The sequence below is a fragment of the Ruegeria sp. AK11 genome (assembly GCF_056541095.1).
In genome coordinates, this window is record NZ_JBQFXU010000001.1 from 851,349 (window position 1) to 871,861 (window position 20,513).

23 protein-coding genes are annotated in these 20,513 nt (G+C 57.0%); 20 read left to right on the forward strand and 3 right to left on the reverse strand.

Features of this window, described 5'->3' with window-relative positions; all coding sequences use genetic code 11:
* Positions 1–11 precede the first annotated feature (11 nt).
* Entirely contained in the window at positions 12–1,412 is a 1,401-nt protein-coding gene (locus ACR0D9_RS04285; RefSeq protein ID WP_480537822.1) for a selenium-binding protein SBP56-related protein, read from the reverse strand.
* 115 nt (positions 1,413–1,527) lie between these two features.
* Positions 1,528–2,259, reverse strand: coding sequence for a FadR/GntR family transcriptional regulator (locus ACR0D9_RS04290; protein ID WP_267364368.1), 732 nt, complete (start codon positions 2,257–2,259; stop codon positions 1,528–1,530).
* A 115-nt stretch (positions 2,260–2,374) separates the two neighbouring features.
* On the opposite strand from ACR0D9_RS04290, the gene ACR0D9_RS04295 reads away from it, so the two are divergent.
* The 19 genes from ACR0D9_RS04295 to ACR0D9_RS04385 all read left to right on the forward strand — a co-directional run bounded on the left by ACR0D9_RS04295 (position 2,375) and on the right by ACR0D9_RS04385 (position 18,925).
* Positions 2,375–3,139 carry a DUF2182 domain-containing protein gene (locus ACR0D9_RS04295; protein WP_480538235.1) on the forward strand — a complete coding sequence of 255 codons (765 nt, stop codon included), beginning with the start codon at positions 2,375–2,377 and terminating at the stop codon, positions 3,137–3,139.
* 4 nt (positions 3,140–3,143) lie between these two features.
* Positions 3,144–3,848 carry a DUF1326 domain-containing protein gene (locus ACR0D9_RS04300; RefSeq protein WP_209596177.1) on the forward strand — a complete coding sequence of 235 codons (705 nt, stop codon included), beginning with the start codon at positions 3,144–3,146 and terminating at the stop codon, positions 3,846–3,848.
* A gap of 154 nt (positions 3,849–4,002) precedes the next feature.
* Positions 4,003–4,137: a DinB family protein gene (locus tag ACR0D9_RS04305; protein WP_480481040.1), complete on the forward strand. Its 135-nt coding sequence runs from the start codon at positions 4,003–4,005 to the stop codon at positions 4,135–4,137.
* A complete protein-coding gene (locus tag ACR0D9_RS04310) occupies positions 4,138–5,241 on the forward strand; it encodes a dimethylsulfoniopropionate demethylase (protein ID WP_480481038.1) in 1,104 nt (367 codons plus the stop codon).
* 106 nt (positions 5,242–5,347) lie between these two features.
* On the forward strand, positions 5,348–6,343 hold the full coding sequence (gene acuI / locus ACR0D9_RS04315; protein WP_480481036.1) for an acryloyl-CoA reductase: 996 nt from the start codon (positions 5,348–5,350) through the stop codon (positions 6,341–6,343).
* A gap of 181 nt (positions 6,344–6,524) precedes the next feature.
* Positions 6,525–7,088: a ribosome recycling factor gene (gene frr / locus ACR0D9_RS04320; protein WP_480481034.1), complete on the forward strand. Its 564-nt coding sequence runs from the start codon at positions 6,525–6,527 to the stop codon at positions 7,086–7,088.
* 9 nt (positions 7,089–7,097) lie between these two features.
* Positions 7,098–7,829: an isoprenyl transferase gene (locus ACR0D9_RS04325; RefSeq protein WP_480472659.1), complete on the forward strand. Its 732-nt coding sequence runs from the start codon at positions 7,098–7,100 to the stop codon at positions 7,827–7,829.
* The gene (locus ACR0D9_RS04330; RefSeq protein WP_480481032.1) at positions 7,826–8,608 is read left to right on the forward strand and encodes a phosphatidate cytidylyltransferase; all 783 of its coding nucleotides are present in this window, start codon (positions 7,826–7,828) and stop codon (positions 8,606–8,608) included. Before ACR0D9_RS04325 ends, ACR0D9_RS04330 begins: the two co-directional genes overlap by 4 nt.
* Complete coding sequence (gene dxr, locus ACR0D9_RS04335; RefSeq protein WP_480485699.1) at positions 8,608–9,780, forward strand: 1-deoxy-D-xylulose-5-phosphate reductoisomerase; 1,173 nt, start codon at positions 8,608–8,610, stop codon at positions 9,778–9,780. The genes ACR0D9_RS04330 and dxr overlap by 1 nt, the downstream gene beginning before the upstream one ends.
* 4 nt (positions 9,781–9,784) lie before the next feature.
* Positions 9,785–11,137, forward strand: a complete 1,353-nt coding sequence (gene rseP / locus ACR0D9_RS04340; protein ID WP_480481028.1) for an RIP metalloprotease RseP — start codon at positions 9,785–9,787, stop codon at positions 11,135–11,137.
* Positions 11,138–11,216: 79 nt separating this feature from the next.
* Positions 11,217–11,345 carry a hypothetical protein gene (locus tag ACR0D9_RS04345; protein ID WP_267364732.1) on the forward strand — a complete coding sequence of 43 codons (129 nt, stop codon included), beginning with the start codon at positions 11,217–11,219 and terminating at the stop codon, positions 11,343–11,345.
* Positions 11,346–11,473: 128 nt separating this feature from the next.
* Positions 11,474–13,834, forward strand: a complete 2,361-nt coding sequence (gene bamA / locus ACR0D9_RS04350) for an outer membrane protein assembly factor BamA (protein ID WP_267364733.1) — start codon at positions 11,474–11,476, stop codon at positions 13,832–13,834.
* A gap of 6 nt (positions 13,835–13,840) precedes the next feature.
* Positions 13,841–14,419, forward strand: a complete 579-nt coding sequence (locus ACR0D9_RS04355; protein WP_480481026.1) for an OmpH/Skp family outer membrane protein — start codon at positions 13,841–13,843, stop codon at positions 14,417–14,419.
* A 73-nt stretch (positions 14,420–14,492) separates the two neighbouring features.
* Positions 14,493–14,966 (forward strand): 3-hydroxyacyl-ACP dehydratase FabZ, encoded by a 474-nt coding sequence (gene fabZ / locus ACR0D9_RS04360; RefSeq protein ID WP_267364735.1) that lies wholly within the window; start codon positions 14,493–14,495, stop codon positions 14,964–14,966.
* Positions 14,963–15,748, forward strand: a complete 786-nt coding sequence (gene lpxA / locus ACR0D9_RS04365; protein WP_267364736.1) for an acyl-ACP--UDP-N-acetylglucosamine O-acyltransferase — start codon at positions 14,963–14,965, stop codon at positions 15,746–15,748. The genes fabZ and lpxA overlap by 4 nt, the downstream gene beginning before the upstream one ends.
* A gap of 4 nt (positions 15,749–15,752) precedes the next feature.
* Positions 15,753–16,547 (forward strand): LpxI family protein, encoded by a 795-nt coding sequence (locus ACR0D9_RS04370; RefSeq protein WP_480481022.1) that lies wholly within the window; start codon positions 15,753–15,755, stop codon positions 16,545–16,547.
* The gene (gene lpxB / locus ACR0D9_RS04375) at positions 16,547–17,713 is read left to right on the forward strand and encodes a lipid-A-disaccharide synthase (RefSeq protein WP_480481020.1); all 1,167 of its coding nucleotides are present in this window, start codon (positions 16,547–16,549) and stop codon (positions 17,711–17,713) included. Before ACR0D9_RS04370 ends, lpxB begins: the two co-directional genes overlap by 1 nt.
* Positions 17,706–18,281 carry a hypothetical protein gene (locus tag ACR0D9_RS04380; RefSeq protein WP_480481018.1) on the forward strand — a complete coding sequence of 192 codons (576 nt, stop codon included), beginning with the start codon at positions 17,706–17,708 and terminating at the stop codon, positions 18,279–18,281. Before lpxB ends, ACR0D9_RS04380 begins: the two co-directional genes overlap by 8 nt.
* 98 nt (positions 18,282–18,379) lie before the next feature.
* Complete coding sequence (locus ACR0D9_RS04385) at positions 18,380–18,925, forward strand: carboxymuconolactone decarboxylase family protein (RefSeq protein WP_480481016.1); 546 nt, start codon at positions 18,380–18,382, stop codon at positions 18,923–18,925.
* Here the strand turns inward: ACR0D9_RS04385 and mnmA are convergent.
* A complete protein-coding gene (mnmA, locus tag ACR0D9_RS04390; protein ID WP_480485693.1) occupies positions 18,922–20,067 on the reverse strand; it encodes a tRNA 2-thiouridine(34) synthase MnmA in 1,146 nt (381 codons plus the stop codon). The two genes, ACR0D9_RS04385 and mnmA, sit on opposite strands and share 4 nt — an antisense overlap.
* A gap of 128 nt (positions 20,068–20,195) precedes the next feature.
* Between mnmA and sciP the strand changes: the two genes are divergently transcribed.
* Complete coding sequence (gene sciP / locus ACR0D9_RS04395; protein WP_267364743.1) at positions 20,196–20,489, forward strand: CtrA inhibitor SciP; 294 nt, start codon at positions 20,196–20,198, stop codon at positions 20,487–20,489.
* Positions 20,490–20,513 lie beyond the last annotated feature (24 nt).

A 20,513-nucleotide genomic window follows, 5' to 3' on the forward strand; every position in this document is an offset into this window, starting at 1 on the left:
GGATTTCCAATTCAGACCGAAGGGTAACAGAAACTGTCGGTTGAACAATCTCCGCCCTCCAGCCGGATTTGGTGGCTGCGATATCCTTTGGGGAAATCGACCCAGAACTTCGGATCCAAAACCAGCCCGCCATTGTCGCCGACATCCGCCTTGACCATGGCCGCACCGCCTTCTTCGGGATAGAACTGATCATCCCACGTGGAATAAAGCGAATTGGTCCAATAGACGCGTTTACCATCGCGGCTGATCTCGACCATTTGCGGGCCATAGCCAAAGGTCTGACCGTTCGGATGTTTGGTCTTTTTGACAATCCCTCCGATTTCGACCTTCCCGGCAAGGGTCGGGTTCATCGGATCGGACACATCATATTGATGCATCTCGCCGGTTCCCCAGCACGCGACATAAAGGTATTTGTCATCCAGGCTCAGGTCGATATCGGTGACCAGTGGCGGTACAGCGGCAAACCCCTTCAGAAGTTCAGGAAGATCATCTGGATCAGCGGGTTGTGGGTCGATGGTGATCGTTTTCTTGGCTTCGAACGTGCCATCTTCATTGCGCCACCACGTAAAGATTGCGCCTTGCAGGTTGGTGGTATCGACGACAACACCACAGAACCCGTATTGTTTGACCGGGTCATGCGCGGGCCGGATTTCCAGCGCCATCTGGTGGTTTTCGCCCAGATCGATGGTTTGGATATTGGTCCGGTTGCGCAGGTTCCAGAAATGGATGCGGTGACCGTATTTGTTCGAAAGCAGATCCTCGGCCACCAGCCCGTTTTCAAATTGCGGGGGAAGGCCCCATTCGGAACTGACCATGTAATCGCGCGGCAGATTCCACCAGAAATCATAGTGCTTGTCCTGCACGCCGCGCTCGATCTCATAGCGCCCGATGATCTCGAAGGTTTCACAATCCATGATGAAAATACCCGGAGGGCCATCCGTGCCGTCCTCACCGCCGCCGCCCAGCGTGCTCACATAGATGCCTTCCGGCCCGCAATGGATCGTGTGTGGTCGTGAATACCCTGTTTTGTCAAAGACTTCCTCGGGTTCGATGATCTTGTGAATCTTCGCCTCAAGCGGGTTCTTTACATCGATGATGTATATCCGGCTGGAACGGATACCGGGGATAATCAGATAGCGACGTTCCAGAAACGCATGACCGCTGAGCGGTGACAGTGACGACGAACAGGCATTCCAACCAAAATGGTGAAACTCGTCGCCTTTTTCGGGCATGATCACCTGATGCACGATTTTCCCGAAATCGGCCGAGGTTGGATCGACATTCACTACTGCCAGCCCGTCGGGTTGTGAAAAATCGGGGCTGAGCATCAGCGTGAAAGCAAGCGTTTCAGCGGGGCCTTCCATCGCCAGCTTGGCCGACGGATAAAAGGTTGGGTCCGGTCTTTTGTTCATAACGTCCTCCCGTAAATCATTGTCATTCAATTCTTATTGAGAGTTCCGGTCTTGATGCCGGATGACATTCTGCCTGCTCGACCTCTGCCTTTAAAGTATGTTTCCGTTTAAGCCTTCAGGCCGGTTTACGTTTGCGTTCGGCCACATCGTGGGCCAGTTGCTGTGTGTAATGCTCCAGATCGACCAGCGCGGCGTCGACGGTATCTGCGTCTCTGGCCTCAAGCGCGTCTGCAATTCTGGTGTGCAATGCGATGATTTCTTCGCGCGAACGTGCCGTGAAGGTAATCATGTTCATCAAAGGCTGCATCGCCTCGACCGCGCCAGCCAGTTGATAGGACAGGACCGGGTTGTCGGCCCCGTCCACCAGGGCCCTGTGGAAGGTGACGTCTGATGCACAAAACGCCTCATCCGTCAGACCGGGCTGAGACTGGCGAAAGATTTCCGCCCGCATCGTGGCAAGCTGATCCGCCGTTCGTCTTTGGGCAGACAGGGGGGCGCAGGCCCGCTCCAGCGCATAGCGGGCCTCGCAGGCCGTATCAAAGCTGACAGCGTTCATAGACAGCAGCAGGGTCGAGGTTGTGATCTGCTGCGAATAGGCATCTTCGAAACTCAGACGGTTTACGAACGCACCTCCGGTTGCGCCACGCTGTGTGCGGATCAGGGATTGCGCCGCCAGTCGTTTCAAAGCCTCACGCACCGTTGGGCGCGAAACTTGAAATTGCTCGGATAGTTCCGCTTCCGAGGGCAGGCGCGCATCCACAATCAACTCGCCCGAAACAATCGCGTCCCGGATGGCTTGTGCAATCTGGGCAGACAGGTCGGCGGTTTTCCGAGGCGCTATTTTCATATTCAGAAGACCCTGAGTAAATTTTTATTTGTCTGACATTTAAAAGTCTGACATTTGAAAAGCAAGAGAGTTGAGTCGGGAGGCCGAAGTGAGTCGTACTTGGCTGCGCAGCGGAATGTGGCTGGGCTTTTATGTCCTGATCCTGTGGGCATGGTGGGTCATGTTCGCGATGGGCCGCGACATGGACTTGGACCTGATCGGTCGTCCGGGGCCTATGGGGCAGGCGATGGCTGCGATGGACCCGCGCATGGACATGTACATGCCCATGGCCGAGTTTGGCACGCTGTTCTGGATGTGGGCGATCATGATGGCCGCCATGATGCTGCCGACGCTTGTGCCAACCCTGCGCAGTTATGACGACCTGATCCGCAGCGCCAATGGCACCCGTGCCGGGTGGCTGGGTGTGCTTGCAGGGTATTCCTTGGTTTGGGTCGGGTTTGCGGCTGTGATCGCGGGAACGCAACTGGCTTTGCTGTTTGGTGACGTGATCGACATGCTAGGCATTGCCAGATCCGGCTGGGTTGCGGGCGGGTTGATGATAGCGGTTGGCGCGTTTCAGTTCTCGCACGTCAAAGAGGTCTGCCATGGCGTGTGCCACGCCCCGATGACCTATTTCCTGGGCCATTGGAAAACCGGATTTGCGGGCGGCGTTCGCATGGGACTGGGCCTTGGTACCTTCTGCGTCGGATGCTGCTGGGGTTTCATGGCGCTGGGTTTTGTAGGCGGCGTCATGAGCCTGTTGTGGATGGGTCTTGCGACCCTGTTCATGGTTTTGGAAAAACTTCCCCAGATCGGGCATGCTGTAACCCGACCGGTGGGAGTTGCATTGATTGCGGGCGGTCTTTTCCTGCTCGTCTACCCTATTAGCTACGGAGGATAAGCCAATGGCTAAGAACAGAAAACCAGATGCCGATCGGTTGCCCGTCAGCCAGCGTATCGACAGCCGGATGCCCAATCCCAAACGTCGCGAGATGAGCCCGACGGACTGGGCCATCAAGGGGGAGTTGATCCTGAACTGCTCGTGCGATGTGTTCTGTCCCTGCGTCGTTTCACTGGGCGCGCACCCTCCGACCGAAGGGCATTGTCATGCCTGGATGGGTATTATCGTTGATGAGGGCCATTACGAGGGCGAGGACCTGTCGGGTCTGAATGTCGGCCTGCTGGTCGATATTCCCGGCCGGATGGGTGAAGGCCAGTGGAAAGTGGCGGCTTACGTAGATGAACGCGCCAGCGGCAAAGCCTATAACGGGCTGCTGCAAATCTTCAGCGGGCAGGCGGGCGGCACCACCGGTCTGTTCACCATGCTCGTCAGTGAAATCATCGGGGCCGAACGGGCGCCGGTTCAGATCGAGCGTGACGGCACCAAACGTCGCATCATGATAGGTCGCAAGATTCAGGGTGAGATCGAGATGCTGGCAGGCAAAGACCCCGAGCATCCCGTGATGGTTTCAAACTCAAAATACTGGATGGGTCCTGACATCATCGTGGCGCGTGGCACCAAGTCGAAAGTGCGCGACTACGGGCGCGTTTGGGATTTTGGCGGCAAGTCGGCTGAAATCTGTCCGATTGATTGGCACGGGCCCAAGTGATGATCACAGGCGCGTTTGCGCAAGATGTGGCGCGCTAGAAACACTGGCAAAACTCGCAGTTGGCCGCGTTTCTGCAATAGTTGTCGCATCAGGAACTGACCTGTTTATCGGGCCAATCACCTGTTGCTTAATCGTAAAAGAGATCGATGTCACAATGCCTTACAAAAACTATGTGATCCATTTCTTCAACCATCAGACCCACCACCGGGGTCAAATGCGCAAGATGCTGACCGAAGTTGGGTCGCAAGCGCCCGTCAGCGATATCGTCTTTATGCCCAAGGAGGTTTGAATGCCGCAGATTTCCGCCTCTCGCCGCTTGCGGCGCACACCGTTTTCAGATGGGGTCGAGGCCGCAGGGGTCAAGGGGTACACGGTTTATAATCGTATGCTGTTGCCCACGGTCTTCGAAAGCGTCGAAGCCGATTACCGGCATCTGAAATCCCATGTGCAGGTCTGGGATGTCGCGTGCGAGCGGCAGATCGAGCTGCGCGGACCGGACGCCGCGCGCCTGATGCAGATGCTGACCCCGCGCGATTTGCGGGGAATGCTGCCGGGGCAATGTTTCTATGTCCCCATCGTGGATGAAACCGGCGGTATGCTGAATGACCCGGTTGCGGTAAAACTGTCCGAAGACCGCTGGTGGATTTCAATCGCTGACAGCGATCTGTTGTTGTGGGTCAAGGGAATCGCCGTTGGATATCGTCTGGATGTGCTGGTGGACGAACCGGATGTGTCACCTCTTGCTGTTCAGGGCCCCAAAGCTGACGATCTGATGGCGCGTGTCTTTGGCGACCGGGTGCGCGACATCCGGTTCTTCAAATTCGATATGTTCCAGTTTGAAGGTCGCGATCTGGCTGTGGCGCGATCCGGTTATTCCAAACAGGGCGGGTTCGAGATTTATGTGGAAGGCAGCGATATCGGCATGCCCCTGTGGAACGCTCTGTTTGCGGCAGGGGAAGATTTGCAGGTGCGCGCCGGATGCCCGAACCTGATCGAACGGATTGAAGGCGGTCTGCTGTCCTATGGCAATGACATGACCGACGACAACACCCCGCATGAGTGCGGTCTGGGCAAGTTCTGCAACACACATACCGCGATTGGCTGTATCGGCAGGGACGCGTTGCTGCGTGTGGCCAAGGAGGGGCCCGTTCAGCAAATCCGCCCCATCGCCATTGCGGGCGATCCGGTGCCTGGCTGCGACCGTCCATGGGACCTTTACGGCGACGGCAAGCGTGTGGGGCAGGTGACCTCGGCCGCGTGGTCACCCGATTTCAACACCAACGTAGCCATTGGCATGGTACGCCTGAGCCATTGGGATGCGGGAACGGAGCTGGACGTGGAAACGCCAGATGGGATGCGCCGCGCGACCGTGCAGTCGCATTTCTGGATTTAAAGGGGGGTTTTGGGGGCGCTGCCCCCGTCGCTGCGCGACTCCCCCGGGATATTTGGGGCCAGGTGAAGCAGCGGGCCGGTTACAGAAACACGAAAGGAATTGAGAGATGTTCAATGCACTTGTGATGGACAAGGACGAAGAAAGCGGTTTGGCGAGCGCGTCGGTCAGGCAGCTTACGCTGGATGATTTGCCGCATGGCGACGTCACGGTCGCGGTTGAATATTCCACAGTGAACTACAAGGATGGTTTGTGTCTGTCCCCCAAAGGGGGCGGTTTGGTGCGGGCGTATCCGCATGTTCCCGGAATTGATTATGCCGGTACCGTCGAGGCATCGACCGATGCGCGTTACAAGCCGGGTGACAAGGTTGTTCTGACCGGGTGGCGGGTAGGCGAGGCGCATTGGGGTGGATATTCGCAGAAAGCCAGTGCCAAGGCGGACTGGCTTGTGCCTCTGCCGGATGGGCTCGATGCCCGGCAGGCGATGGCCGTAGGCACCGCCGGGTTTACCGCGATGCTGGCCGTGATGGCGCTGGAGGATCACGGGCTGACCCCCGATCGCGGCCCGGTTCTGGTAACCGGGGCGGCCGGTGGTGTTGGGTCGGTGGCGACTGCCATTCTGGGCCATCTCGGGTATGAAGTGGCGGCCGTGACCGGGCGACCTGAAACCGGGGATTATCTGGAATCGCTGGGCGCAACGACAATAGTGCCCCGCGATGAGCTGAATGAGACAACCAAGCGCCCGCTGGAAAGTGAAACCTGGGCGGGCTGCGTGGATGCCGTGGGCGGTGCGATGCTGGCGCGTGTGCTTGGGCAAATGAAATACGGCTGTTCGGTCGCGGCCGTGGGTCTGGCGGGTGGCGCGGCGCTGCCTGCAACGGTGATTCCCTTCCTGTTGCGCGGTGTGAACCTTCTTGGCATCGACAGTGTGATGCAGCCTTATGAAAACCGGGTTCGTGCCTGGAAAAGGATTGCCACCGACCTGCCGATGGACAAGCTTGAGTCGATGGTTCAACCAGCGGCCTTGTCCGACCTTCCGCAACTGGGTGCCGATATCCTGAAAGGGCAGGTCAAAGGGCGCGTTGTTGTCGATGTGAATGCCTGAGCGCAGTTGACAGCCTAAACCCGATACGACGCCGTGTCGGGTTTTGCGCAGGCGCGTTTGGTACAAAATGATCGCAACACCTCTGGCCATTGGTACAAAACCGCCTCATGATTGCTATACATCCCAAATGTGATGGCGTAAGACCCATCCAAAGAGTACCTGAATACGGGGAGTGAGCAGCATGTCTGACGACTTCGAACTGGACACCGATGACCTGAAACGCCGTATGGATGGCGCAATGGCCAATCTGAGAACCGAATTTGCCTCGCTGAGAACCGGGCGCGCCTCGGCCTCGATGCTGGAACCTGTCATGGTCGACGCGTATGGCTCGATGACACCGATCAACCAGGTGGGCACCGTCAACGTGCCAGAGCCGCGCATGGTCACTATAAATGTGTGGGATAAGTCATTGGTAGGAAAGGTTGAAAAGGCCATTCGCGAAAGCGGATTGGGCATCAACCCACAGCTGAACGGCACAATCATAATGCTGCCGATTCCCGAGTTGAACGAAGAGCGTCGCCGTGAACTGGGCAAGGTCGCTGGCCAATATGCGGAAAGCGCCCGGATCGCGATCCGCAATGTGCGCCGGGACGGCATGGATCAGATCAAGAAGGCAAAAGCGGATGGTATGTCTGAAGACGACCAGAAGCTTTGGGAAAGCGAAGTGCAGGATCTCACGGATGCGATGATCAAGGCGGTCGATGCGGCGCTTGAAACCAAGCAAACTGAAATCATGCAGGTCTGATCTGGTCTGATGCCGAAAGATCCCCAAACCGATCCGGTCTGCGGCCCGCGCCATGTCGCTATCATCATGGATGGCAATGGCCGTTGGGCGCAGGCGCGTGGTCGCCCCAGGTTGTTTGGGCACCATGCCGGTGCGCGGCGTGTTCGCGAGGTTGTCGAGGCCTGCCCGCATCTGGGGATCAAGTATCTGACAGTGTTTGCATTCTCGACCGAGAACTGGAAACGAACGCAGGTTGAGGTAGCCGGGTTGATGAGCCTGTTTCGGCGCTACATCATCAAGGAGACACGGACCCTGGCGGACAATGGCATCCGGGTTCGGTTCATAGGTGATCGGGTACGGTTGGATTCGAAACTGATCGAATTGATGGATTCACTGGAAGAGGAAACCAAGGACAACGACCTTGTTCATCTGACGGTCGCCCTGAACTATGGCGGTCGGGACGAGGTGGCGCGCGCCACCAAACGTCTCGCGCGGGATGTGGCCGACGGGCGGCTTAAACCCGAGGATGTGGATGAAGAAACGTTACCTAAGTACCTGGACACGCGCGTTCTTCCGGATCCTGACCTTGTCATTCGCACCAGTGGAGAAGCACGGATTTCGAACTTTCTGCTGTGGCAGTCCGCCTATTCCGAGTACGAATTCATAGATACCTTGTGGCCGGATTTCACTGCCGCAGAACTCGAAAGGCTTTGTCGCAACTATGGGGCCAGAGAGCGTCGGTACGGGGCGGTTCTGGCATGAGTGATGGCCGGTGGTCTGATCTGACGAGCCGGGTCCTTTCTGCCGCCGTTCTGGTTGCAATAGGGGCCATCGAAGTCTGGCTTGGCGGTCTCTGGTTCGAGGTCTTCATTGCGGCTGCTTGTGGCCTGATGACCTGGGAACTGGTTCGGATGATTGACCCTGAAAGCCAGGGTGTGGCCGTCCAGTTGGGCGTTCTGACTGCGTTTGCGGTTATCCTCAGCTACCACCTGCCGGCGCTGTACACGCTCCCGGTCGTGCTTGCGCCAGCTTTGGTGGGTATGGGACAGATCAGCCGCTCGAAACCCCTGTACGGAATGTTCGCGGTCTGGATTGTTGCGGCTGGTCTGGGTTTCATTTCCATTCGCGAAAACTCGGGTTTTGGCTGGATGGTCTGGCTGATCGCGGTGGTGGTTGCCACCGATGTGGCGGGCTATTTTGTGGGTAAAATGGTCGGTGGACCCAAGTTCTGGCCAAAGGTCAGCCCCAAGAAAACATGGTCGGGAACGGCAGGCGGATGGGCTGCCGCGGCCTGTGTCGGTATCGTCTTCGCAAGCCACGCGGGTTTCGGGTTTGCCTTTGTTGTTGTTTCCGTTCTCGCATCAATGGCCAGTCAGGCGGGTGACATAATCGAAAGCGCGATCAAACGTAAATTCGGGGTCAAGGACAGTTCAAATCTGATCCCCGGCCATGGCGGCTTTCTGGATCGGTTCGACGGCATGATGGGGGCTGCGGTGTTTGTTCTGATCGCAGGGCTTTTGTACACGCCGGGTGAGATGTAATGCGACGGATTTCCGTTCTTGGGGCCACGGGTTCGATCGGGCAAAACACGCTTGATCTGATTTCGCGTAAACCCGAAGACTATGATGTGGTGGCCCTTACAGGCGGCGCAAATATTCGACAACTTGCCGATGACGCTCGTCGGTTGCGCGCCGATCTAGCTGTCACGGCACACGAAGACAGGCTGGAGGATTTGCGTGCCGCACTGGCCGGAAGTGGGGTCGAAGCGGCGGCCGGGCCGCGTGCGATCGCCGAGGCCGCAGCGCGCCCGGCGGACTGGGTCATGTCAGCCATCGTCGGAGCAGCGGGCCTTGCGCCTGGGATCGAAGCCCTGAAACAAGGAACAACACTGGCCTTGGCCAACAAGGAAACATTGGTCTGCGCAGGATCATTGGTTCTGGACACTGCAAAAAACCATGGCGCGCGTTTGCTTCCTGTCGACAGTGAACATTCGGCGGTGTTTCAGGCATTGGTTGGTGAAGATATCGACGCTGTCGAGAGGGTGATTATCACCGCAAGTGGCGGAGCGTTCCGCGATTGGCCGCTGAAAGATCTGGCAAACGCCACCGTCGAACAAGCGTCCAGCCATCCGAATTGGGATATGGGCCAGCGGATCACGATCGACAGTGCCTCGATGTTCAACAAGGCGTTGGAAGTTATAGAAACAAAAGAATATTTCGGAGTTTCCCCGGATCAGATCGAAGTTTTGGTTCATCCTGAATCCATTGTCCATGCAATGGTCGGGTTTCGGGATGGCGCGATGATGGCACATATGGGCGCCCCCGATATGCGCCACGCCATTGGGTATGCGTTGCACTGGCCCGACAGGCAGGAGCTGCCGGTTCAGCGGCTGGACCTGGCAAAGCTGGGACAGCTGCGTTTTAACGAACCGGATCTGACACGCTATCCAGCCCTGAAACTCGCCTGGGACGTGACGCAGCGTGGTGGGCTGGCTGGCGCAGTATTCAATGCCGCCAAGGAACGCGCGCTGGATCACTTCATTGCGGGCCGGATCGGCTTTCTTGATATGGCGGATACCGTTTCTGCCGTTTTGGACAGGTTTGACGCAACGGGTGGCCTTATTGATGCCCCGATGACACTTGATAACGTGCAGCAAACCGACCATCTGGCACGTCAGTGGGTCGATAACACTGTGATGGAACGAGCAGGATAGAAATTTGGACGTACTTTCGCTGATCCCGCAATTCGGCAATCTGCTGTGGACGATTGTTGCCTTTGTTATTGCGCTGTCGGTCATTGTGGCCGTGCATGAATATGGCCATTACATTGTGGGCCGGTGGTCTGGTATCCATGCCGAAGTCTTTTCGCTCGGGTTTGGGCCGGTGCTCTGGAGCCGCAAGGATAAACGCGGAACCAAGTGGCAGATCGCAGTGTTGCCTTTTGGTGGATACGTGAAATTTCTGGGCGATGCCAATGCGGCCTCGGGCAAGGATGAAGAGGCGATGGAAGACATCGCGACCCAAAATCCTGAGGAGTTGCGCCGCACCATGCACGGCGCCCCGCTATGGGCACGGGCAGCAACTGTCGCGGCTGGCCCGGTCTTTAATTTCGCCATGTCCATTCTGGTTTTTGGCCTGATCTTCTGGTCACAGGGCGTGTCGCGCGAACCCCTGACCGTTGGCGCGTTGCAGCCTTTGCCAGGCACCGTGCAGGAATTGCGCGAAGGCGATGTGATTACGGCTATCGCCGGTCGTCCGACACCGGACTATGACGAAGAAGTCGCATGGAAGGAATTCATCGATCAGCTGCCTGTTCAACCGGTTCTGGATTATTCCGTGATCCGCGATGGCCAACCCCTTGAGGTTCAGGCCCCCTGGATGCTTCCGCCGCTGATCCGTCAGGTTGCTCCGCGTAGCGCGGCTATGGATATCCAACTGAAGCAAGGGGATGTCATCACCTCGGTCAATGGTGAACCGATCTTTGCCTTCGAACAGCTAAAGGATCATGTCGAAGGATCGGACGGCCGCGTCTTGCTGCTTGAAGTCTGGCGGGATGGGTCCGAGTTGGAATTTGCCCTGGCGCCCCGGCGCACGGATGAACCGCAGCCTGATGGTGGTTTTGTCACCCATTGGCGCATCGGAATCGTCGGCGGCATGATGCTTGAGCCTGCAACCGTACCGGCTGGTCTTTTCGATTCCCTAAAGGGCGGTGTCATCCAGACTGGACGCATCATCGAAGGGTCCTTATCCGGCATGTGGCACATGGTGACGGGTGCAATCAGCACCTGCAACATCTCGGGGCCAATCGGAATTGCCGAAACCTCGGGGGCGATGGCCAGCCAGGGGGCACAGAATTTTATCTTCTTCATTGCTGTCCTGTCGACGGCGGTCGGGTTGTTGAACCTGTTTCCCATTCCGGCGCTGGATGGCGGACATCTCGTCTTCTACGCCTACGAGGCCATTGCCGGGAAACCGCCCAGCGACCGGGCGATGCGCATACTCATGGGCATTGGAATTTCGATCATTCTGACCCTGATGCTGTTTTCGGTCAGCAACGACCTGTTCTGCTGAATGTGGCGGCTGGAGCAGATTCCAGCCGCATTACCGCCATATTTCAGCGCTACAATATTCCCGTCTAAAGGGAACAGTCATGTCCAAAACGCTGAAAAAATCGTATCAAAGCTTTAGCTTCCTCTTCATGTTGAATTGGGATGTTATGCTGAGTTTTGCCGTTACAGCGTTGGCGATGGCTGGAGCCGCCTATCTGGCGGGAATGTGATTCTCGGGAAAATCGTAGGTCTGTTGTCGCGTGGTCGTCTGCCTGACTGCTTCGATATCGCCTTTTGACAAGCTCATTCAATCCCGTTACTCAGCATTAAAGTCTCAAAATTCTGGGTAGAGCATAAAATGACTGACAGGCGAGACGCAGGCACATCCTGCGGGGGGCATATGCCGACAAACAATATTTTGTGGCAGGCGCTAACGGTTTTTTTCCTTTTTGTTGCGGTAAGTTTACTGGCGTTTCCGCATGCGGCATCGGCGCAAAACTACACAATCAACTCGTTCGATGTTGAAGGGAACCGCCGGATCGAAACCGGAACAATTATCGCTCGGACCGGAATCGAACCGGGCCAGACTGTAACTGCCGGGCAGCTTAACGATGCCTATCAGCGTTTGCTTGACAGTGGTGTATTTGAGACAGTTGAACTGACGCCGCGCGGCACGACTCTGGTCATTCAGGTCCAGGAATATCCAACGATCAACCAGATCAGCATCGAAGGGAACGCTCGCGTCAAAGACGACGTTCTTCTGGACGTGATCTCGTCGCAACCCCGCCGGGTCTTTACGCCACAGGCGGCCGAAGCAGACGCCGACACCATTGCCGAAGTGTATTCCGCCCAGGGTCGCGTCGCGGCAACCGTTATTCCTCGCATTATCCGTCGCAGCGACAACCGGGTTGATCTGGTCTTTGAAGTGGCAGAAGGCACGACCATTGAGGTCGAGCGCGTCAGCTTTGTCGGCAACCGCGCCTATTCGGACCGCCGGTTGCGCCGGGTTCTGGAAACCAAGCAGGCAACCTTCCTGCGGACATTCTTCCGCAACGACACGTTTATCGGCGACCGCATTGAATTCGACAAACAGGTCATTCGCGATTTCTACCTTTCGCGGGGCTATATCGATTTCCGTGTGAACAGCGCCAACGTCGAATTTACCCGCGAACGGGATGCGTTCTTTCTGGTGATGAACGTCACCGAAGGCCAAAAGTTCTCGTTTGGAAAGATCACGACGGTTAGTGAAATCGCCGGCGTTGATGCAGCGCCTTATCAGGATGTGCTGAAAATCAAACCGGGCGTGACGTATACGCCGACGCTGGTGGAAAACTCGATCGCGCGGCAAGAACGCCTTGGGTTGAAACAGGGTGTCGATTTCCTGCGGGTTGAACCGCGTGTGACGCGCAATGACCGTGATCTTACCCTGGACATTGAATTTGTTCTGACGAAAGGTCCGCGGATTTTTGTTGAACGGATCGATATCGAAGGCAACACCACCACGCTGGACCGTGTGATCCGCCGCCAGTTTGACACTGTAGAAGGTGACCCCTTCAACCCGCGTGAAATCCGTCAGGCCGCGGAACGCATCAATGCGCTTGGGTTCTTTGCAGTTGCGGAGGTCGAGCCTCGGGAAGGATCGTCACCCAGCCAGGTCATTCTGGATGTGGATGTCGAGGAACAGCCTACAGGTTCGCTGAGCCTTGGCGGCAGCTATTCGGTCACAGACGGCTTCGGGATTGCAATCGGCCTGAACGAGGCAAACTTCCTGGGACGCGGTCAGAATCTTGGTGTTTCGATCTCGACAGCACAGGATTCAGAACAGTACACGATTAACTTTACCGAACCCTATTTGCTGGGCCGAAAGCTGCGTTTCGATCTTGGACTGGGACTGTCGGCAACCAATTCCGGCTTTGCCAGCTACGACACGAGCTCGTTGTTCTTCACACCTCAGCTGACCTATGCAATCGGTGAACTGTCCGCTCTTCGTCTGCGCTATGGCTGGGACCGCAGCGAGATGACGCAACAAAGCAATCAGACCAATGGCGCAGTGATCGCATCCGAGATCGCACAAGGCAAACGGACGTCCAGTTCACTGGGACTGTCCTACATTTATGACAGCCGGATTGGTGGTCTGGACCCGAATTCTGGTGTTCTGTTCGAGGTAGGCGTCGACGCGGCAGGCCTTGGCGGTGATAACAAGTATTTCAAAACCACTGCGCGCGGTATCGCTCAAACGCGGGTCTGGAATGAAGAAGTGGTACTACGGGCCACATTGGAGCTGGGTGCGTTGAATTGGAGTGGAAATGACTTCAGCCGCACCGTCGACCGTTTTGTGTTGGGGCCTCGTACTTTCCGCGGTTTTGAGCCTGCGGGTCTTGGCCCGCGTGATTTGTCCAATGGTCAGGACGATGCCATCGGCGGCAACTATTACTGGGTCGCGCGTTTTGAAACCGATTTTCCCTTGGGTCTGCCCGAGGAACTGGGCCTGCGGGGCGGTCTGTTCTATGACGTTGGAAACCTTTACAACATCAACGATGTGAACACCGCAGGGGCAAATATCGTTGGCGCAGACGGGTCCATTCGTCACGTTATCGGTATCTCGGTCTTGTGGGAAACGCCGTTTGGACCTTTGCAGTTCAACTTTTCGAAGGCTCTGAAAAAGGAGACGTTCGACAAGGAACAGAACTTTGACCTGACCATTCAGGCCCGGTTCTGATCTGCGATGACGAACAGGTTCTTTACCTCGATACAGGGCCCGCTTTGGGCCCTGTGTGCATTTATGATGCTGTTTCAGGCCCTTTCGGCTGATGCGCAGCAGCTGGGTGTTCCGCAAGCCAGCGTGGTTACGTTGTCCGGTGAGCAGCTGTTCAAGAATTCCGCATTTGGGCAACGTGTGTTGCGCGAGATCGAAAAAGAAAGCGCAATGCTTGCGGAAGAAAATGAACGGATTGTCGCGGAACTCAGCCGAGAAGAAAAAGACCTGACCGAAAAGCGCACGACCATGCCAGCAGAGGAGTTTCGCCCGCTGGCCGAAGCGTTCGATGTCAAGGTTCAGTCCCATCGAGACGGACAAAGGGCAAAGCTGGACGCGCTGGCACGTCGCAGCGAGGACGCGCAGCAAACGTTTTTTGAAATTGTTCGCCCGATCCTTGTTGATTTGCTACGCGAATTCGGGGCCAGCGTGATCATCGAACGCTCCAATGTCGTTGTAAGCACGTCAGATATCACCGAGGCCGCGATAATCCGTGTGAACACGGCAATTGGCGATGGCAGCGGTTTGCAGAAGGACACAAGCGAATAGGTTCGCTTGCCCTTGCGAGGCTGTATTGCTAACCACGCTGAAAAAGAAACATTCAGAACGGGATACCTGAATCATGACAACGGAACCCAAAAGCGCCGATATTCAGTTGATCCAAAGGATCCTGCCGCATCGTTATCCTTTTTTGCTGGTCGACAAGGTGGTGGACATCTCTGGCTATCAATCAGCCCGAGGTATCAAGAACGTCACCATGAACGAGCCGCATTTCCAAGGGCATTTCCCGGGAACTCCGATCATGCCAGGTGTTACCATCGTTGAGGCGATGGCGCAGACAGCAGGCGTGATGCTGGGCGTGGGTATGGATGTCATCGACACCGAGTTGCTGATCTATTTCATGAGCATCGACAAATGCAAATTCCGCAGGAAAGTTGTTCCTGGCGACGTCCTGGAAATGCATGTCGAAACGGTTCGCGGCAAGAAAGGTGGCAAGCTTTTCAAATTCAACGGCCGCGCAACTGTTGATGGTGAAGTGGCCGCCGAGGCAGAATTCTCGGCCTATGTCGATTGGGATATGGAAAAAACAACATGAGCGGTATCCACCCCAGCGCGATTATCGAAGACGGGGCGCAGATCGGGCAGGATTGCGTCATCGGTCCTTTCAGCTATGTGGGCGCCAATGTAAAACTGGCTGATCGGGTCGAACTGAAGTCTCATGTCGTTGTGACCGGTGACACATCGATTGGTGAAGACACCGTGATCTTTAATTTTTCGGTGATCGGTGAGATTCCGCAGGACCTGAAATTCGGCGGTGAAAACACGCGCCTTGAAATCGGTCAGCGCAACCGCATTCGCGAGCACGTGACGATCAATACCGGGACCGAAGGTGGCGGCGGTGTAACCCGGATCGGGGATGATTGCCTGCTGATGGCAGGTGTTCATGTGGCCCATGACGTGCAGATCGGCAACCGGGTTATCATGGTGAACCACGCAGGGGCAGCTGGTCACTGCATCGTCGAGGATGATGTGATCGTCGGTGGCATTTCGGGCCTGCACCAATGGGTGCGCGTTGGTCGCGGGGCGATCATCGGTGCGCTCACCATGGTGCCCAAAGACGTCATTCCCTACGGTTTGGTACAAGCGTCCCGGGGCGAGCTTGAAGGTCTGAACCTCGTGGGTCTCAAGCGTAAAGGTGTTTCGCGCGAAGACATCTCGGCATTGCGTGCCGCGTTCAAGGAGCTGTCTGAAGGCGATGGAACGTTCATGGATCGCGCCAACCGTCTTGGTCAGGGTAACGACAGCGACTATGTGCAGCGGATCGTTGATTTTGTCACCGGACACAGCGATCGGTCGTTCCTGACACCGAGGAAATAGGAACATGCTTGCGGTGATTGCGGGAACCGGGGCGCTGCCGACCGAATTGGTTGCCCAGCTGGCAGAACGTCCGCTGATCTGCGCGATGGAAGGGTTCCTGCCGGATGATCTGGTCGCAGATATCGTGTTTCCGCTTGAACAGCTTGGCAGTTTTATTGCCGGGCTTCAGGCGAAGGGCGTGACCGAGATTTGTATGGCCGGCGCAGTTCGGCGCCCGCGGGTTGATCCCAAGCGTATTGACGCGGCAACGATGCCGTTGGTTCCGGTGATCCAACAGGCCATGCTGTCGGGTGATGACGGAGCTTTGCGGGCTGTCATTGGCCTGCTGGAAAGCGCAGGTATGCGAGTCCGGGCAGCGCAGGAAATCGCCCCAAGCCTTTTACCGCCTTTGGGCTGTCTGACCGAAGTGCATCCATCCGAAAGTGACATGACAGATGCAGATCGTGCTGCCGGAATTCTGCGGGCCATGGGGGCTGCGGATATTGGTCAGGCCTGTGCTGTCTCAAAAGGGCAGGTGTTGGCAGTCGAGGGCAGCTTTGGAACCGCCTGGATGCTTCAATCCCTGACGCAACGCCCGGACGCGGGGGGTGGCATACTGTTCAAAGGCCCAAAGCCCGATCAAGATCGGCGTGCTGATCTGCCTGCCATCGGGCCCGACACCGTCACGGATGCGGTCGCGGCAGGCTTGTCTGGCATCGTTCTGGAAAAGGGCGGTGTGCTGGTTTTGGAAAAAGAACAGGTCATCGCCGAATGTAACCGTCTTGGGCTGTTCCTGTATATTCGCGAGCGGGCGGTCTGATGCGCGTCTTTCTGGTCGCCGGTGAACCTTCGGGCGACCGGCTGGGCGGCGCGTTGATGGAGGGGCTGAAATCCCTGATCCCCGATATTGAGTTCGACGGGGTGGGCGGACCTTTGATGGCTGCTCAGGGGCTGACCAGCCGGTTTCCGATGTCGGAACTTTCGGTGATGGGTTTGATCGAGGTTCTGCCGAAGTTTTTCCACCTCAAGCGTCGAATCTCGGAGACCGCGCAAGCAGTGTTGGACACGCGGCCGGACGTTCTGATCACCATCGACAGCCCCGATTTCAGCCTGCGTGTCGCCAAAATCGTCAAAGTCGCCAGTGGTATTCGCACCGTGCATTACGTTGCGCCCAGTGTCTGGGCCTGGCGTCCGGGGCGGGCGGATAAAATGGCAAAGGTCATCGACCATGTGCTGGCACTGCTTCCGTTCGAGCCGCCATACATGGAGCGGGCAGGGATGGAGTGCGACTTTGTCGGCCACCCTGTTGCCAGCGAACCGACGGCAACACAGGCCGAGATTGCGGCCTTCCGGAGCAGGTACGACCTAGGGGATGCACCAGTCCTGCTGGCTCTGCCCGGATCGCGACGGGGTGAGATCGAACGTCTGGCAGACACGTTCGGTGAGGCATTGCGGCTGTTTTTGACGGACCATCCCAGTTATCGTGTCGTGGTTCCAACCGTGGGTGCGACAACTGACCTGGTCAACGCTCTGACGCAAAGCTGGCCGGGCGCACCAATAGTGCTCGACCCGCGACAAATGGGGGCCGGGCAAGCCACGGTCGAAAAACGCGCGGCTTTTGGCACGGCATGTATCGCGCTGGCCGCTTCGGGTACGGTTTCTTTGGAACTGGCGGCGCAGAATACACCTATGGTGATCGCCTACAAACTCAATTGGCTGACCCAGAAAATGGCCGAACGCATGGTCAAGCTGGACACTGTTACATTGGTCAATCTGGTATCTGAAACACGCGCCGTGCCTGAATGCCTGCTGAACGATTGCCAGCCGGACAAGATCGCCAAAGCCCTGCATGATGTGACCAATGCCCCTGACGCTCAGCAACTCGCGATGAACCTGACAATGGAACGGTTGGGGCGCGGAGGAGAAGCACCGGGGTTGAGGGCGGCACGAGCTGTGCTGGACAGAATGCAGATTGAGCATGCTTGATCACACGCTGTTCGCCGCTTCAGCCGGGGTTGCCATGATATCCACCAATCTGGACAATCTGGCCGTCCTACTGGGTTTGATATTGGTGATCGAGCAACGCCGCGCCATCATTGGCTTTGCCGTCGCGCAGACAATTGTTCTGACATTGGCCATGACCGTCGCATTGGGTGTTGACCAGAGCGGCGCACCGTTTTGGATCGGGTTTCTGGGTCTTGTACCACTGGCCTTTGGTTTGCGCGGAATCTGGCGGCAGTTTTTCGGGGCCAATTCTGAAGGAACCGAGGCAAAAGGGGCCGTAACATCGGTGGTTACCCTGTTCCTGAGCCTGTCGATTGACAGTTTCGCGGTCATGACACCGCTATTGGCGGATTCTGCCCCTTCATACCGTGTTGCCGCTTTGATCGGCGCAGCATTGGCTGCTTCAGTTCTGGTCTTTACCGCGGCTTGGGGCGCCCCTCGGGCCAAAAGCCTGGGGCCACGCGTTGCCCGTATGGATCGGATCGCCCCATACATCATGGTCTGCGTCGGGCTCTATATCCTCTTCAATTCGCCCACGGATACCCTGTAACAGGCTTGTTCCGGCGTTCCGTCTCGGGTTTGTGATCCGCGAGCGTCTGTTGCTGCGGAGCGGACTTAAGATATCCTCGCGGAAAAGGAGCTTTCATCATGACCCGCATCCCCCCTTTGGCAGATGCCGAGATGGCAGACGAGACACGCGCGTCACATGCGGCTTTGGGTGCTTATGGCCCGTTCGACAATTGGGCCCGGGTTGCCGCACATTGCCCACCGGTTCTGGAACATGTCGCAGGGATGTTGACGGCGTTGCGGGAACAGCAAACCTTGCCGCGTCGTGCGCTGGAACTGGCCATGGTAACGGTTTCCAAATTGAACGCCTGTGACTACTGCGTCTCGCATCATACTCCGCTGTTGACGGTTGCAGGTCTCAGCCCCGAAGGCGCGGCGCGCCTGCCAGATGTCGAAAACCACCCTGAATTGGACGCGTGCGACAAGGCTGTCGTGCGATACGCCGAGGCGGTAACGACACGTTCAGGTCGCATGCGCGACGCCGAAGTTTTCAACCTGCGGGACTGGTTCAGCGATGCCCAAATTGTCGAGTTAACCTGGCGCATCGCATTGTGCGGTGCATTCAACCGGTTCAACGATGCGCTTCAGATCCAGATCGAACCCGAGGTTGAACCCGTTTCAGCCTAGTACCCGCGCCAGATCCAGCCACCGCCAAAGATGCGGCTGCCTTCTGAGGCATAGAAGACGCAGGCCTGACCGGGCGAGATGCCTTCTTCGGGTGTCAGCAATTCCACCTCAGCAGTGGTGTCGGACAGCGGTCGAATAATGGCCTCGCGCGGGGGGCGGGTCGAACGGACCTTGACTGACAGGTGCCATTCTTCGCGCGAAGTGAAGGGTTCATCGCCCAGCCAGTTGATCTCACGCACGGGAACGACACGCGTTGCCAGCATCTCTTTGGGGCCGACAACGACCTGTTTTTTGTCCACGTCCAGCTTGACCACATAAAGCGGCTCGCTCAGGCCGCCGATGCCCAAGCCGCGCCTTTGGCCGATCGTGTAATGGATCACCCCGTTATGCTGTGCCAGAACGCGGCCATCGGCATGAACAATCTCACCCGGTTCCGCAGCACCGGGGCGCAGCTTTTCAATGACGCTGGCATAATTGCCGTCGGGCACAAAGCAGATGTCCTGACTGTCGGGTTTGTCCGCCACAGACAACCCATATTGAGCCGCCATTTCGCGGGTCGCGTCTTTTGAGGGCAGGTGACCAAGCGGGAAGCGCAGAAAATTCAGTTGCTCTGGCGTGGTCGAGAACAGGAAATAGGACTGATCGCGATTGGCGTCTTCGGCGCTGTGCAGTTCCGGTCCGTTGGCGCCCATCTTGCGCTGAATGTAATGGCCGGTGGCCATGCAGTCTGCCTCGAGATCCTTGGCGGTTTCCAGAAGGTCCTTGAATTTTACCCGCTCGTTGCAGCGAATGCAGGGGACGGGTGTTGCGCCTGCCAGATAGCTTTCCGCGAACTCATCGATCACCGCGTCTTTGAAGATGTTCTCGTAGTCCAGAACATAGTGGGGAAACCCACGCTCTTCTGCCACGCGGCGCGCATCGTGGATATCGATCCCGGCACAACACGCCCCTTTCTTGGCCAGAGCCGCGCCATGGTCATAGAGTTGCAGTGTCACCCCCACCACATCATAGCCCTGATCGGCCAAGTAGGCCGCGACGACAGAGCTATCGACGCCCCCTGACATGGCCACAACCACCCGCGTTTCCGACGGCGGTTTGGCAAAGCCAAGCGAGTTCAGCGGGGTCTCGGTGTCGAGGGCCATTGGCGGTTCCTGTCCGGGTTAAGAAAGACCGGCAGAATATAGGAAAATTCTACACACTCTCAAGAGGCGGTTTCATACGACCTTAAGTAGGCTGGCGTCAGCTTTGATGCAGCAAAAAGGGTAAAGCGATGTATTTGCACAAAGTGGAAGGGCCAAGGTCTGTTTCTTTGCCGGATGGGTCCATACTGACGCGCGCCGATCTGCCGCCGACAAGCACAAGGCGGTGGGTGGCCTCACGCAAGATTCTGGTCGTGCGTGGTGTGCTTTACGGGCTGATCAGCCTGTCTGAGGCAAAACAGAAATACGGCATAAGTGACGAAGAGTTCAACGGCTGGGTTTCCCTAGTCGCGGAACACGGTGTCGAGGCTTTGAAAGCCACGGCCTTAAAAAAATATCGACAACCTAAAGGAGAGCGGGAATAAATGATTCAACGGTAACGTCAGATT

Bases quoted from the DNA above. Each gene is read 5' to 3' on its own strand.
- ACR0D9_RS04385 (WP_480481016.1), top strand. From the start codon at position 18,380: ATGACCCGCATCCCCCCTTTGGCAGATGCCGAGATGGCAGACGAGACA.
- bamA (WP_267364733.1), top strand. From the start codon at position 11,474: ATGACTGACAGGCGAGACGCAGGCACATCCTGCGGGGGGCATATGCCG.
- lpxB (WP_480481020.1), top strand. From the start codon at position 16,547: ATGCGCGTCTTTCTGGTCGCCGGTGAACCTTCGGGCGACCGGCTGGGC.
- ACR0D9_RS04310 (WP_480481038.1), top strand. From the start codon at position 4,138: ATGCCGCAGATTTCCGCCTCTCGCCGCTTGCGGCGCACACCGTTTTCA.
- ACR0D9_RS04295 (WP_480538235.1), top strand. From the start codon at position 2,375: ATGTGGCTGGGCTTTTATGTCCTGATCCTGTGGGCATGGTGGGTCATG.
- ACR0D9_RS04330 (WP_480481032.1), top strand. From the start codon at position 7,826: ATGAGTGATGGCCGGTGGTCTGATCTGACGAGCCGGGTCCTTTCTGCC.
- sciP (WP_267364743.1), top strand. From the start codon at position 20,196: ATGTATTTGCACAAAGTGGAAGGGCCAAGGTCTGTTTCTTTGCCGGAT.
- fabZ (WP_267364735.1), top strand. From the start codon at position 14,493: ATGACAACGGAACCCAAAAGCGCCGATATTCAGTTGATCCAAAGGATC.
- ACR0D9_RS04300 (WP_209596177.1), top strand. From the start codon at position 3,144: ATGGCTAAGAACAGAAAACCAGATGCCGATCGGTTGCCCGTCAGCCAG.
- ACR0D9_RS04345 (WP_267364732.1), top strand. From the start codon at position 11,217: ATGTCCAAAACGCTGAAAAAATCGTATCAAAGCTTTAGCTTCCTCTTC.
- ACR0D9_RS04325 (WP_480472659.1), top strand. From the start codon at position 7,098: ATGCCGAAAGATCCCCAAACCGATCCGGTCTGCGGCCCGCGCCATGTC.
- mnmA (WP_480485693.1), bottom strand. From the start codon at position 20,067: ATGGCCCTCGACACCGAGACCCCGCTGAACTCGCTTGGCTTTGCCAAA.
- dxr (WP_480485699.1), top strand. From the start codon at position 8,608: ATGCGACGGATTTCCGTTCTTGGGGCCACGGGTTCGATCGGGCAAAAC.
- lpxA (WP_267364736.1), top strand. From the start codon at position 14,963: ATGAGCGGTATCCACCCCAGCGCGATTATCGAAGACGGGGCGCAGATC.
- ACR0D9_RS04285 (WP_480537822.1), bottom strand. From the start codon at position 1,412: ATGAACAAAAGACCGGACCCAACCTTTTATCCGTCGGCCAAGCTGGCG.
- ACR0D9_RS04380 (WP_480481018.1), top strand. From the start codon at position 17,706: ATGCTTGATCACACGCTGTTCGCCGCTTCAGCCGGGGTTGCCATGATA.
- acuI (WP_480481036.1), top strand. From the start codon at position 5,348: ATGTTCAATGCACTTGTGATGGACAAGGACGAAGAAAGCGGTTTGGCG.
- ACR0D9_RS04370 (WP_480481022.1), top strand. From the start codon at position 15,753: ATGCTTGCGGTGATTGCGGGAACCGGGGCGCTGCCGACCGAATTGGTT.
- ACR0D9_RS04305 (WP_480481040.1), top strand. From the start codon at position 4,003: ATGCCTTACAAAAACTATGTGATCCATTTCTTCAACCATCAGACCCAC.
- ACR0D9_RS04290 (WP_267364368.1), bottom strand. From the start codon at position 2,259: ATGAAAATAGCGCCTCGGAAAACCGCCGACCTGTCTGCCCAGATTGCA.
- frr (WP_480481034.1), top strand. From the start codon at position 6,525: ATGTCTGACGACTTCGAACTGGACACCGATGACCTGAAACGCCGTATG.
- ACR0D9_RS04355 (WP_480481026.1), top strand. From the start codon at position 13,841: ATGACGAACAGGTTCTTTACCTCGATACAGGGCCCGCTTTGGGCCCTG.